The organism is Pseudomonas sp. WMBT8 (assembly GCF_050916005.1).
In the GTDB taxonomy this organism is placed as follows: Bacteria; Pseudomonadota; Gammaproteobacteria; order Pseudomonadales; family Pseudomonadaceae; genus Aquipseudomonas.
Window position 1 is genome coordinate 4,186,449 of the sequence record NZ_CP188096.1, and the last position, 11,902, is coordinate 4,198,350.

The following is an 11,902-nucleotide window of genomic DNA, read 5'->3' on the forward strand; positions in this document are numbered from 1 at the left end:
CCGGCACAGTAGGATCGCCGGGATCCACCATTTGAGGCTTGTATGCTGATTCCCTACGATGCACTTGAAGTCGACACCCTGACCCGCCTCATCGAAGACTTCGTGACCCGCGACGGCACCGACAACGGCGACGACACGCCCCTGGAAACCCGGGTGCTGCGGGTACGCCAGGCGTTGACCAAGGGCCAGGCGCTGATCGTTTTCGATCCGGAGAGTGAACAGTGCCAGTTGATGCTCAAGCACGATGTGCCCAAGCACCTGTTCGACTAAGGGTTGGCCACGGGCACCGGGTGCCCCTGTAGGCTGCGGATCTTTTCGTAGACCTCCGCCCGATGCACATTGACCCCTGCCGGCGCTTCCACGCCGAGTTTCACCTGGAGGTTGTTGACCTCCAGGATCCGCAGGGTGATGTGATCGCCGATGGAAATGATTTCGCCTACCGCGCGGCTAAGTACCAGCATGGCGTTTGTCCTTTGGAAAGTTACCGGACCGCGACCATGCGCCCTCCCCTACGAGCCATCAATAACCTGCTAGATAAACAGATCCACCCTACAAACCATGGTTGTCTTTACTGACAGACGAATATCAAACAGCCCAGTAATCCCGCAAAAATATAAACCCATTGTTTATATCTTTCAGCCTTTGGCCGACTGCGCCTTGGCGCGCATTTTTTCCGACATGTTGGTCATTTCGTCATACAGCAACTGCGGATTTTTCTGCTTCAGTGCCCAGGCCATCCGCCCCTGTTCGTGAGGCAGGATCATGAATTCACCGACGGCCACACGCTGGTAGATGTAATCGGCAATGTCTGCTGCAGTGATGGGCGAACTTTCCAGCAATTTGCCGACCTGGGCCTTCATCGCCGGGGTCGGGCCGCGGAATGAGTCCAGCAGGTTGGTCTGGAAGAACGACGGGCACACCACATGCACCCCGACTTCCTGCTGCTTGAGTTCCACCAGCAGGCTTTCCGAGAGCGCCACCACACCGGCCTTGGCCACGTTGTAGTTGCTCATGGCCGGGCCTTGCATCAGGGCCGCCATGGAGGCGATGTTGATGATTCGGCCCTTGCTCTTTTCCAGCAGCGGCAGGAAGGCCTTGCAGCCCTTGACCACGCCCATCAGGTTGATTGCGATCTGCCAATCCCAATCCTCCAGGGACAGTTCGCTGAAGAACCCACCGGAGGCGACCCCGGCGTTGTTGACGATCACATCAATGCCGCCCAGCTTGACCTCACAGGCCTGGGCAAAGGCCGTGAGCTGGCTGTAGTCACGCACGTCACAGCGCTGGATAAACCCGTCGCCACCGGCCTGGCGCACCAGCGCGAGGGTTTCCTGCAAGCCCGGCTCGCTCACATCCGACAAGGCCAGCTGCCAGCCTTCGCGGGCCCAGCGCAGAGCGATTTCGCGACCCAGGCCGGATCCGGCGCCGGTGATCATCATGCGATTTTGCATAGGAAGTAGCCTTGTGGTTCAGGGAGGAAGTAAGCGCCAGTGTAGCGAAGGTTATTCACCGGCCCATGCACCATCAAGTTGCTGAATGCCCGGGGCAAACCAAAAGCCCGGTCGGATGCCGGGGCCTGGGGTAAGTTCAATCTTTTTAAACTAAGTGCGACACAGCACAACAATTAAAAAGGAAATAAGCCAGCGGCCAAATCGCATTAAAAAAACAGGGAATTTTCTGCAAAGTGCAGGAGTCGGATCAGTTAAGGCAGCCGTTTTAGATGTTCGGCTCTGGTATTAACAATCAGGTCTTTTCAGAAGACGAATAAGGAAAACACACTATGAGCCTCATTCTTATCATTGTTCTGATCCTCCTGCTGGTCGGCGGTCTGCCGGTGTTCCCGCACTCGCGCAACTGGGGTTATGGGCCATCGGGTATTCTCGGCACGGTGCTGGTGGTGCTGTTGATTCTGTTGCTGCTGGGCAAGATATAACCCCCCAGCGTTAAAAAAATGCAAAAAAAAGAGGCCTTGTAAAAGGCCTCTTTTTTATTGCCGGACGATTAGTCCGGCTTGCCGTCCACTACGCCTGCGGTGTTATCCAGCAGGCTCTTGGTGGCGGTTTGCAGGAACGACTCAAGTTTCTGCTTGAGTTGCGCCTCATCCGCCGATTCAGGGATCACCTTGCCACTTGGATTGGCGCCCAGTTCGTATTGCCACAGCTTGGGTGGCATTTCCTTGGGCAGTACCAACACGCGGTCGGCGGTGAGCAAGGCCACGGTCTGGTCGCTGCCCGAGGGCTTGATCACGCCAAAGCCCTTGTCGCCTTCCGGCAGGTTGAGCAGGTCACGGCCCCAGCACTGGTGGCGGGTTTCCCCGCCCAGGCGGCCCATGATGGTCGGCACGATATCGATCTGCGTGCCCACGGTGTGGTCACGCACACCGAACTTGTCCTGCACGCCCGGTGCGATCAGCAGCAGCGGCACGTTGAAGCGGCCCAGGTCCATTTCGGTGATCTGTTGCTCGTTACCAAAACCATGGTCGCCGACGATCACAAACAGGGTGTCCTTGAAGTACGGCTCCTTGCGGGCCTTCTCGAAGAACTGGCCCAGGGCCCAGTCGGAGTAGCGCATGGCCGTCAAATGCTCGTTGAGGCGACCACGGTCAGTCACCGCCTCGACCGGCAACGGCGTCGGCAAGGCGTACGGCGTATGGTTGGACAGGGTTTGCAGCAGGGCGTAGAACGGCTTGCCGCCTTCGCGTGCCTTCAGTTCCTGCAGGCCACGATTGAACATGTCCTGGTCGGACACGCCCCAGGTCGGATCGGAGAACACCGGGTCGACGAAGTCATTGCGGCCAATGAAGTTGGTCATGCCCTGGTTGCTGAAGAAGCCCGACTGGTTGTCCCAGGCGAAGTCGCCGTTGTAGACATACACGTCGTCGAAATCACGGGCACTGAGCAATTGCGGCAGGCCCGACAGCTTGTGGCTGCCTTCGGGGGTCTGCATCAGGTATTCGAAGCCTGGCAGGTTCGGGAAGCAGGCCATGGTGGCGAACATGCCCTGGTGGGTATGGGTGCCATTGGAGAAGAAGCGGTCGAACAGCAGGCCTTCCTTGGTCAACTCGTCGAAGTACGGCGTGATCTTGCCGCCACTGCCCAGGGCGCCCACCGAGTGACCGGCGAAGCTTTCCATCAGGATTACCACGACGTTCTTGATCGGCAGGGTCTTCTCGGCCGGTGGCGTAAAGTCACGGCGCACGGCGGCAGTGTCGGTATCCACCAGTTTTTCGTCAGGCAGCACCAGCATGTCGCGCACGGTCTGGGTGGCCAGCGGCTGCTCCAGGGTGGCTTTCCAGACGTTCTCGCGGTGCTCGGAGAACCGCGCCTTGGCCGCCCCGATCAGCGACAACGTACCGTTGAGGCCCAGGTGGTTGGCGAAGTTCGAGTCGGTGGTGTACACGTCACCCCAACGCAGCGGCGGGCCCTGGCGCAGGGTGCCGCGCGCGGCGACCACGGCAATCAGCAGGCACACCACGAACACCGCGATGCGGCTGTACCACGGCGCGACCTGGCGGGTGCCGACGGTGCCACCGCTGAACGGGCCACGGGGGCGCGTTGCGCGGTCGGCGCCCTTGAAGGCGATGCTCAGGATAAACGTACCCACGGCCCAGCCCAGCAGGTAGCGCACCACCGGGAAACCGTACCAGAGCATGCTCATCACGGTTTTCGGATCTTCCTTGACGTACTGGAAGACCAGGCCGTTGAGGCGCTGGTGGAACTCGCGGTAGAAGTCCATCTCCATCAGGCCGAGGAACAGCGCAATGCTGGAGACCACGGTCAGCCACAGCCGGAAGAACCCGCGGGCGGCCATGGCGCGCACGCTGAACAGGGCCAGGATCAGCGGGATGCTCAGGTACACCACCAGGCGCAAGTCCAGGCGCAGGCCATTGGCGAACGCTTCCAGGAAGGTCGCGGCCGGGGTGTCGAGCATCATGTCGCGGTTGTACACCAACAGTCCCAGGCGCAGCAGGGAAAGCATCACCATCATGACCAGGGCGCAGAGCAGCGTGTAGGCCAGGTGGGATTTGACGGTCGGTTGCAGCAGGCGACTAGCAGCTCGCTGCTGATTCAGGGCGTCCGGGTTTGCCATGTTGTTTGAGGACCCATTGGAAGTTTAAGTTGCGAAATAATGCAGCGGCGTCCTGCCCCGCCAATAAAAGCGCAGGGTCCAGGGTATTACGCGGTGGGCAGATGGTGCCCGATCAACGTCGGCAACGCTATTGATTACTCATTGCGCAGGGCTCCTGGCGGCACAGACGGACCGTGGCAGGAAAATAAAGCGGGGGAATTGTCTTGGATGAAGTGTGAAAATTTTGTGCAGCGAATATCTCGAAACACAAATCTACAGAACACAGCGTAATTAAAGGTGGGAGCGGGCTTGCTCGCGATAGCGGTGTATCAGTACCAGATTGATTGGCTGACACACCGTTATCGCGAGCAAGCCCGCTCCCACATTATTTATATCTGCTTGTACCCGCTGAGGGTCAGATCCGCACATTGCCCCGTGGCCCGGCGATGGCCCAGATAATCAGGCCCAGTACCGGCAACAGCAGGATCAACAGGATCCACAACACTTTGGCCCCGGTGCTGGCGCCGCTTTTGAACACGTTGATGATCGCCCAGATATCCAGCGCCAGGATGATCAACCCGATCAGACCATTAAATGTGGAACCCATGGTGTCGCTCCTAAGTGAGGGTTTGCCTGTTTAGGATAGCCAGCCCTGACGAGGGTTCCGTTTTATTTCAGACATGCACTGCGATGCGCAGGGCTTCCAGGGACGGTTCGCCTTTGATCCCGAGTTCGGCACACAACGCCAGCACCCGTGACACGTCGTTGCCATATACCAACACCGCCTGGATCTCGTCATCGAGCAACTGGCTGAAGTTCATCAGGGTATAGCCGCCGTTTTCCGGGTTCATGGCGTCGAGCTGGATCTGGATGCGATTGAGCGCCGTCAGGGCTTCGGTCTTGGCCAGTTGCTTGGGCTTGAGGTTGAACGCTACGTCGGGGCCAAAGGAGGCGACGATCTGGGCGAACAGGTCCTGGTAGGTATCGGCCTGGAACAGCACCGTCTCCGGCAGGCTGCCCACCACAATCCACTCGCCCAGGGGGATGGGGAAGCTGTCGTCGTAGTTGATATCGGGGTTGGCCGCCAGGAATCCATCGGCATCGGCGTAGGCCTGACTGGCCTCATCGGCGATCCGCACGATCTCGGCGTCGCCCAGGCAACCGGAACTGATTTTAGTGATGAGTTCGACGAGCGCGGTGTTCATGGGCGAATCCTGTGGCGAGGCTGATTTTGAGGGCGCAAAGCCTACACCAGTTTTTGCAACTGCGCCGTCGTATCCGCTGCTCCCATGGCCTGGGCCGCACCCAGCGCGGTCACACCCTGGGCATCCGTGGCCTTGGGGTTGGCCCCGACGCTGAGCAGGTACTCGACCATCTCGGTACGGTTGAACATCGCCGCCATCATCAGCGCCGTGCGGCCATCGGCAGAAGCGCCGTCAACCGGGCTGCCGCCTTCGATCAATGCCTTGACCACCGCCAGGTTGCCCTTGAATGCCGCGCCGGCAATCGGCAGTTGGTTCTTGTCGTTGGCGATCTGCGGGTCGGCCTTGAACTCCAGCAGCACCTTCACCGCCTCGGCGTGCCCGTGGTAGGCGGACAACATCAACAAGGTGTCGCCATTGTGGTTACGCAGATTGACCGGCAAGCCCTTGGCCAGCAGCGCGGCCAGCATGGCGGCATCGCCTCGACGGGCGACGTCGAAGACCTGCTCGGCAAATTCGGCGGCTTCTTCTTCGGTCATTTGTTTGGCTTGATCTGACATCAGCGGCTCCCTGGAGGGTGTGGCGTAAGGCCGTCAGTTTCCCGAGCAGCGCCACGCCTGTCACCCCTTTTCTATCGAAAGCTTCGATAGCCAGACTCTATCAAGTGCCTTAGTAGCGATACTTTCCACCCTGGATATCCGCCAGCACCTGGCCGGTTACCGGTACGTAGGCATCCGTACCCGGCAGCCAGGCATACAGTGGATCGTCGCCAACCCGGGCCGGGTCGAACGCTTCTTCCTTGAGCCGCACCTTCTGGTACTTGAAGGTGCCGGTGGTTTCCATCTTCACCTTGATCCGCAGGAACAGCGGCACCGCATAGGCTGGCATCTGGCTCTGGGCGAACTGCAGCAACGCCTGCATATCCAGGGTGGCCAGGGATTCGGACGGGGTAATCGCGGCCATCCCGGCACGACCGTTGGTGTTGGCGATTTCCACCCCGTAGGCCACCGCCTCAGTGATCTGCGGGTGCTGCATAAAGATGTTCTCCACTTCGGTTGTGGAGACGTTCTCGCCCTTCCAGCGATAAGTGTCGCCCAGGCGGTCGACGAACTGCGCATGGCCAAAGCCGATACTGCGCAACAGATCGCCGGTGTTGAAATAGCGATCGCCCTTCTCGAACACATCGCTCAACACCACCTTGCGGTTCTTTTCCGGGTCGGTGTAGCCATCGAACGGCGCTTTGTCGTCGATCCTGGCCAGCAGCAGGCCCTGGCCGCCCTTCTGCACTTCACGCATAAACCCATTGCTGCCACGGATCGGCTCGCAGGTGTCGTGGGCGTAGTCCACCAGCGCCCAGTGCATCAGGGAAAAGCCGATGGTGTTGTCGAAATTCAGCACGTTGGTGAAGCCGATATTGCCGTCGCTGGCCGCGTACAGCTCGCAGATATGATCGACGCCAAAGCGCTCCTTGAACGGCCCCCACACACCAGGACGCAAGCCGTTGCCGATCATCTTCACCACGCGGTTGTCGCGGTCGCGCTCGCTGGGCGGCTGGTCGATCAGGTAGCGGCACAACTCGCCGACGTAACCCAGGGTGGTTGCGTTGAATTTGCGCACATCGTCCCAGAACTGGCTGGCGCTGAACTTGCGCCGGATGGCAAACCCCGACGCGCCGGCAATCGCCGAGCCCCAGCACACACACAGCCCGGTGGCGTGGTACAGCGGCAGGGTGCAATAGACGACGTCTTCAGGACCCATGTCCAGGGCAATGGTGCCGAAGCTGGCCGAGGACTTCATCCAGCGGCCATGCTTGAAGATGCCGGCCTTGGGCAAGCCCGTGGTGCCGGAGGTGTAGATATAGAAGCAGGGGTCGTTGAAGTAGATCTGTTGGCTGCTGGCCGGGTTATCCGTCGAGCAGTCCGCGCTGGCGGCCATCAGGTCGATATAGCCCTGGGGCACCGGCGCCGCCTGCTGATCGGCGACATACCAGGTACGCAGCGGATCAATCGCCACCTGCCCCCGCACCGCGTCGAAGGCCTCGACCAGTTCGGCGCCGACTACAATCGCCACGGGGTTGACCAGGGTCAGGCTATGCACCAGCACCGCCTGGGTTTGCGCGGTGTTGAGCATGGCGCAGATACCGCCGATCTTGGCCACCGCCAGTACAGTCAGCAACAGCTCGGGGCGGTTTTCGATAAATAGGGCGACCACATCGCCCTTGCCAATGCCTTGGGCCTGCAAGTGATGGGCGATGCGATTGGCGTGCTGGTTGGCCTGGCGGTAACTGAGCACCTGGTCGCCATATAGCAGCGCGGCGCCCTCGGGGTTGCTCTGGGTAGCCTGCTCGAAGGTCCAGCCCAGACCGCAGGGCTGGTCGGGGTCAGTGATGTTGGCGACGCGGATCCCGCGCACCAACCGTGGCAGGGCCCGGACAATGGTCGGCACCTTACGCAACATCATGCCGAGAGTGATCATCTCGCTGTTCGGATTGCTCATGCACAGAAGTCCTTTTTCTTATTGTTGGTAGGGTGCGCGGGCCTTCATGCGGCGTAGGACCGTTCCTGAATGCCTTGCAGGAAAATACGCCAGCCGTTCCTTGGCTGTACACGCAGGATTTGCAATGTTTTGTATCCCGCCCAGAGGTGAACGCCAGCACCGCTCGTCAGCGGCCAATAGCGCAAAATGCAGGATGCACGATGGCCATTCATGCATATTGCACGAATCTGAAAATTTCGAATTTTTATAAGATGCTGATTTATATGATGTTTTTATAAATAGCGATACTGGCACAATCACTGCACCTATCACTCCATGCCGCACAACACGAGCCAATGGAGCCGATAGACATGAGCCTGATCCAAGACAAATTCGCTTCTGTATTCTCCAACTACGACGTCACCACCCAGCCACGTCCCGACGGTGGCATCCTGCTGACCCTGCGCAACACCGAGGGCAAGCAGATCAAGCGCTCGATCTCGTACCAGCAACTGCACACCGCCGACCAACTGACCTGGGTCATTAGCGCGATCCGCCGTGACCTGGCAGAACAGGCCAGCGAGTTGCCACAGATTTCGATGCTGCAAAGCCAGCACCGCTTTGCCCTGCCGACCTACCACTCGGCCTGAGTACCAGCTTGTTTCCCAGGGCCGTGAAGCCGTTGCGCTTCACGGCCCTTTTTTTACCCGCATAAACCGCGCCGGATCGCTTCGCTTGCCGCCTGGACCCGGTTATTGACGTGCAACTTGCTGTAGATATTGCGCAAATGAAACTTCACCGTGGCCTGTGAGACACAGCGGATCCGGCTGATTTCCCACACTGTCTTGCCCTCCGTGGCCCAGCGCAGTATTTCCAACTCCTTGGCGGTCAACGGTTTATCCGGCAACGCCAGTTGCGCGCCGCCGGCCTGGCCGTCGCATGCCTGTACACAGGCTTCGTCTGCCGCAGGCTCCACGGATGGGGTTGGCTCCTCTGGGCTGCTCATACATACCTCTCCGTCTCTTATTGATTTGCACTGCCAATAATCGGATTCCTCCTATTGACAGACGAAATACACAGCGACGGGAGAGTTACATAAAGCCTGGGATTAACACATCGACCCACAGACAAATAGCTGGAACTTACAAACTATAGAGCCCATTCCCACAAACTTTTCCAACTTAGGTGTATTGAATAAGTTTTCGGAGAGTGAACTAACGTCAATCATCCAACCCAGGGAAATGTTGGGCGATGTCACTGCCGCTTACTTGCGCAACGGCCCCGGACGCCGTCTGGAACAGGCTGATCGCGACCACGCGCGGCTCTTCCCCCAAGTCGAACCAGCGCGGCATGCCGGCAGGGATGCGCAGCAGGTCGTGTTTTTCGCAGAGCACCGTGTACACGTAATCGTCGATGTGCAAGCCGAGCAACCCACGCCCGGCGGCAAACAGGCGGATTTCGTCGGCATCATGGCGATACTCGTCGCGCAAACCTGCAGCCACGGCATCCTTTTGCGGATGCTCGCGACTCACGCTCAACACCTGCACCTGCGCATAACCGTGTGCCGTCATGCAGGTGTCGATTTGCGCCTGGTACGCTGCGCTCACCTCGGCCGCACTGGCGCCGGCCTCGACACGGGTACTCGCCTGCCAGCGCTCGAAACCCACGCCCTGCTCGGCCAGGGTCGAGGCAATATCGTCAGCGTGGGTCAGGACCTTGTTCGGGGTGTCCGGGGTAGAAACGTGATAAACGCAAAGAATGCTCATAAAAAGGGTCCTCGGGCGGTAAGAGTCTGCAGATGATGGGCCGGGCTCACGGCCGCTCCTCGGGCAAGCGCTGCGCCATGATCAACGCAGCGGCCAGGGCTGCGAGGCTGGCGATACTGAAGGTCAGGGTCGGCCCCAACTGGTTCCAGCTATACCCGGAATACAAGGCGCCCAGCGCGCCGCCGGTACCGGCCAGCGCGGCGTAAAGGGCCTGGCCCTGACCTTGTTGGCGCGCACCGAAGCTGCGCTGCACAAATTGGATGGCCGCTGCATGAAAGCTGCCAAAGGTTGCAGCATGCAGCAATTGGGCAAATAGCAGCACCCACAGGAACTCGGCGAACGCGCCCAGCAGCAACCAGCGCAACGCCGCCAACAGGAAACTGGCCACCAGCACCCGGCGCACCGAAAAGCGCGAGAGAATCCGGCTCATGGCCATGAACATCAGCACTTCCGCCACGACGCCTAGGGCCCACAACAGACCAATCACGCCACGGCTGTAACCGAGGCTTTCCAGGTGCAGGGTGAGGAAGGTGTAGTACGGGCCGTGGCTCATTTGCATCAAGGCGACACAAGCATAAAACGCCAGCACACCTGGGCTGCGCAGTTGCCGCAGGAAGCCGTCGCCGGCACCGCGCTCGCCCGTGGCAGCCGGCTGGGCATTGGGCACCCACCAGCTGGCACCGATGATACCGGCCATGATCAATACGATCGCCACCGGGTAGATATCCAGGCTCAGGGCCTCGAACAGCCGCCCCAGGGCGACGACGGCGAGGATGAACCCCACCGAACCCCACAGGCGGACCTGGCTGTAGCGAGAGGTCTGGCCTTGCAGGTGCGCCAGGGTGATGACCTCGAACTGCGGCAATACCGCGTGCCAGAAGAACGCATGCAGGGCCATCACCAGCGCCAGCCAGGCGTAGCTCTGGCTGACAAAGATCAGCGAAAAACTGAGCAGCGTACACACCGCGCCAAAACGCACGATGGCCAGGCGCCGACCGGTGTAGTCCCCCAGCCAGCCCCAGATATTGGGGGCCACGCAGCGCATCAGCATCGGGATTGCAACCAACTCGCCAATACGCGCGCTGGAGAACCCCAGATGATGGAAGTACAGCGCCAGGAACGGCGCCGTCGCCCCCAGCAGGGCGAAATAGAACAGATAGAAGCTGGAAAGTCGCCAGTACGGGAGTGCGGTCACGGTCAGACCGTCACAGCTGGCCCAGTACCGGGGTACTTACACGCACATCGGCATTCTGCCCACGGTGCCGCAGCAGGTGATCCATCAGCACAATGGCCATCATTGCCTCGGCAATCGGCGTGGCGCGGATGCCAACGCACGGGTCATGGCGGCCCTTGGTGATCACGTCCACCGGGTTGCCATGCACATCAATGGAGCGCCCCGGCGTGGTGATGCTCGACGTCGGCTTGAGCGCCAGGTGCGCCACAATCGGCTGGCCGGACGAGATGCCGCCAAGAATGCCGCCCGCATTGTTGCTGACAAAACCTTCTGGGGTCAGCTCATCGCGGTGCTCGGTGCCGCGCTGGGCCACGCAGGCGAAACCGGCGCCGATTTCCACGCCCTTGACCGCGTTGATGCTCATCAGCGCGTGGGCCAGTTCGGCGTCCAGGCGGTCGAAAATCGGCTCGCCCAGGCCCGGCATCACCCCTTCGGCGACCACGGTGATCTTTGCGCCCACCGAATCCTGGTCACGGCGCAGCTGGTCCATATAGGCCTCCAGCTCCGGCACCTTGTCCGGGTCGGGGCTGAAGAAGGCGTTGTCTTGCACGCTGTCCCAGCTCTTGAACGGGATTTCGATCGGGCCCAACTGGCTCATGTAGCCACGGATCACAATGCCCTGGGTTGCCAGGTACTTCTTGGCAATGGCCCCGGCGGCCACGCGCATTGCGGTTTCCCGCGCCGAACTGCGGCCACCGCCACGGTAGTCGCGCTCGCCGTATTTATGGTGGTAGGTGTAGTCGGCGTGGGCCGGGCGGAACAGATCCTTGATTGCCGAGTAGTCCTTGGACTTCTGGTCGGTGTTGCGGATCAGCAGGCCAATGGCGCAGCCGGTGGTGCGGCCTTCGAACACGCCGGAGAGGATTTCGACTTCGTCGGGCTCCTGGCGCTGGGTGGTGTGGCGGCTGGTGCCAGGCTTGCGGCGGTCGAGGTCGCGCTGCAGGTCGTCCAGGGACAGCTCAAGGCCGGGCGGGCAGCCGTCGACAATGGCGACCAACGCCGGGCCATGGCTTTCGCCCGCGGTGGTGACAGTGAACAGCTTGCCGTAGGTATTGCCGGACATGCAGAGCGCTCCGTGAAATCAGTTGAATCAACTCAACCGTGATAACTAAGCGCGCCAGTATACGCAGGCTCACCCAGTAGTTCATCCTCGAAAC

The 11,902-nt window shown here is 60.3% G+C and carries 14 protein-coding genes; 3 read left to right on the forward strand and 11 right to left on the reverse strand.

Features of this window, described 5'->3' with window-relative positions; all coding sequences use genetic code 11:
• The first annotated feature begins 42 nt into the window (after window positions 1–42).
• Window positions 43–270: a YheU family protein gene (locus ACO77H_RS18780; RefSeq protein WP_003192759.1), complete on the forward strand. Its 228-nt coding sequence runs from the start codon at window positions 43–45 to the stop codon at window positions 268–270.
• On the opposite strand, the gene csrA is transcribed toward ACO77H_RS18780, so the two are convergent.
• Together csrA and ACO77H_RS18790 are read right to left on the reverse strand one after the other, a co-directional pair.
• Window positions 267–461, reverse strand: a complete 195-nt coding sequence (gene csrA, locus ACO77H_RS18785; protein ID WP_170057027.1) for a carbon storage regulator CsrA — start codon at window positions 459–461, stop codon at window positions 267–269. The genes ACO77H_RS18780 and csrA overlap by 4 nt on opposite strands.
• Before the next feature lie 174 nt (window positions 462–635).
• A complete protein-coding gene (locus ACO77H_RS18790) occupies window positions 636–1,451 on the reverse strand; it encodes an SDR family oxidoreductase (protein ID WP_169952778.1) in 816 nt (271 codons plus the stop codon).
• A 329-nt stretch (window positions 1,452–1,780) separates the two neighbouring features.
• Between ACO77H_RS18790 and ACO77H_RS18795 the strand changes: the two genes are divergently transcribed.
• Window positions 1,781–1,933, forward strand: coding sequence for a DUF3309 family protein (locus ACO77H_RS18795; RefSeq protein WP_032863216.1), 153 nt, complete (start codon window positions 1,781–1,783; stop codon window positions 1,931–1,933).
• Window positions 1,934–2,001: 68 nt separating this feature from the next.
• Here the strand turns inward: ACO77H_RS18795 and ACO77H_RS18800 are convergent, their stop codons facing one another.
• The 5 genes from ACO77H_RS18800 to ACO77H_RS18820 form a co-directional block, all read right to left on the reverse strand.
• The gene (locus tag ACO77H_RS18800) at window positions 2,002–4,089 is read right to left on the reverse strand and encodes an LTA synthase family protein (RefSeq protein ID WP_170057025.1); all 2,088 of its coding nucleotides are present in this window, start codon (window positions 4,087–4,089) and stop codon (window positions 2,002–2,004) included.
• A gap of 394 nt (window positions 4,090–4,483) precedes the next feature.
• The gene (locus tag ACO77H_RS18805) at window positions 4,484–4,675 is read right to left on the reverse strand and encodes a PLDc N-terminal domain-containing protein (RefSeq protein ID WP_003172956.1); all 192 of its coding nucleotides are present in this window, start codon (window positions 4,673–4,675) and stop codon (window positions 4,484–4,486) included.
• Window positions 4,676–4,742: 67 nt separating this feature from the next.
• Window positions 4,743–5,273 (reverse strand): hypothetical protein, encoded by a 531-nt coding sequence (locus ACO77H_RS18810; RefSeq protein ID WP_170057024.1) that lies wholly within the window; start codon window positions 5,271–5,273, stop codon window positions 4,743–4,745.
• Window positions 5,274–5,314: 41 nt separating this feature from the next.
• The gene (locus ACO77H_RS18815; RefSeq protein ID WP_170057023.1) at window positions 5,315–5,830 is read right to left on the reverse strand and encodes an ankyrin repeat domain-containing protein; all 516 of its coding nucleotides are present in this window, start codon (window positions 5,828–5,830) and stop codon (window positions 5,315–5,317) included.
• Window positions 5,831–5,939: 109 nt separating this feature from the next.
• Window positions 5,940–7,766 carry a long-chain-acyl-CoA synthetase gene (locus tag ACO77H_RS18820; RefSeq protein ID WP_432754428.1) on the reverse strand — a complete coding sequence of 609 codons (1,827 nt, stop codon included), beginning with the start codon at window positions 7,764–7,766 and terminating at the stop codon, window positions 5,940–5,942.
• A 350-nt stretch (window positions 7,767–8,116) separates the two neighbouring features.
• Here ACO77H_RS18820 and ACO77H_RS18825 point away from each other — a divergent pair, with 350 nt between their 5' ends.
• The gene (locus ACO77H_RS18825) at window positions 8,117–8,395 is read left to right on the forward strand and encodes a DUF3509 domain-containing protein (RefSeq protein WP_038447301.1); all 279 of its coding nucleotides are present in this window, start codon (window positions 8,117–8,119) and stop codon (window positions 8,393–8,395) included.
• Window positions 8,396–8,448: 53 nt separating this feature from the next.
• Here ACO77H_RS18825 and ACO77H_RS18830 read toward each other — a convergent pair whose 3' ends face one another.
• From ACO77H_RS18830 to aroC, 4 genes are all read right to left on the reverse strand, one after another.
• Entirely contained in the window at window positions 8,449–8,751 is a 303-nt protein-coding gene (locus ACO77H_RS18830) for a response regulator transcription factor (protein WP_169952788.1), read from the reverse strand.
• Between the two features lie 214 nt (window positions 8,752–8,965).
• A complete protein-coding gene (locus ACO77H_RS18835) occupies window positions 8,966–9,511 on the reverse strand; it encodes a 1,2-dihydroxy-3-keto-5-methylthiopentene dioxygenase (protein WP_169952790.1) in 546 nt (181 codons plus the stop codon).
• 46 nt (window positions 9,512–9,557) lie between these two features.
• Window positions 9,558–10,706: an MFS transporter gene (locus tag ACO77H_RS18840; protein ID WP_169952792.1), complete on the reverse strand. Its 1,149-nt coding sequence runs from the start codon at window positions 10,704–10,706 to the stop codon at window positions 9,558–9,560.
• 10 nt (window positions 10,707–10,716) lie between these two features.
• Window positions 10,717–11,808, reverse strand: coding sequence for a chorismate synthase (gene aroC / locus ACO77H_RS18845; RefSeq protein ID WP_170042763.1), 1,092 nt, complete (start codon window positions 11,806–11,808; stop codon window positions 10,717–10,719).
• Window positions 11,809–11,902 lie beyond the last annotated feature (94 nt).

Excerpts from the sequence above, each read along its gene's own strand:
- ACO77H_RS18780 (WP_003192759.1), top strand. The coding sequence starts at position 43 with ATGCTGATTCCCTACGATGCACTTGAAGTCGACACCCTGACCCGCCTC.
- csrA (WP_170057027.1), bottom strand. The coding sequence starts at position 461 with ATGCTGGTACTTAGCCGCGCGGTAGGCGAAATCATTTCCATCGGCGAT.
- ACO77H_RS18790 (WP_169952778.1), bottom strand. The coding sequence starts at position 1,451 with ATGCAAAATCGCATGATGATCACCGGCGCCGGATCCGGCCTGGGTCGC.
- ACO77H_RS18795 (WP_032863216.1), top strand. The coding sequence starts at position 1,781 with ATGAGCCTCATTCTTATCATTGTTCTGATCCTCCTGCTGGTCGGCGGT.
- ACO77H_RS18800 (WP_170057025.1), bottom strand. The coding sequence starts at position 4,089 with ATGGCAAACCCGGACGCCCTGAATCAGCAGCGAGCTGCTAGTCGCCTG.
- ACO77H_RS18805 (WP_003172956.1), bottom strand. The coding sequence starts at position 4,675 with ATGGGTTCCACATTTAATGGTCTGATCGGGTTGATCATCCTGGCGCTG.
- ACO77H_RS18810 (WP_170057024.1), bottom strand. The coding sequence starts at position 5,273 with ATGAACACCGCGCTCGTCGAACTCATCACTAAAATCAGTTCCGGTTGC.
- ACO77H_RS18815 (WP_170057023.1), bottom strand. The coding sequence starts at position 5,830 with ATGTCAGATCAAGCCAAACAAATGACCGAAGAAGAAGCCGCCGAATTT.
- ACO77H_RS18820 (WP_432754428.1), bottom strand. The coding sequence starts at position 7,766 with ATGAGCAATCCGAACAGCGAGATGATCACTCTCGGCATGATGTTGCGT.
- ACO77H_RS18825 (WP_038447301.1), top strand. The coding sequence starts at position 8,117 with ATGAGCCTGATCCAAGACAAATTCGCTTCTGTATTCTCCAACTACGAC.
- ACO77H_RS18830 (WP_169952788.1), bottom strand. The coding sequence starts at position 8,751 with ATGAGCAGCCCAGAGGAGCCAACCCCATCCGTGGAGCCTGCGGCAGAC.
- ACO77H_RS18835 (WP_169952790.1), bottom strand. The coding sequence starts at position 9,511 with ATGAGCATTCTTTGCGTTTATCACGTTTCTACCCCGGACACCCCGAAC.
- aroC (WP_170042763.1), bottom strand. The coding sequence starts at position 11,808 with ATGTCCGGCAATACCTACGGCAAGCTGTTCACTGTCACCACCGCGGGC.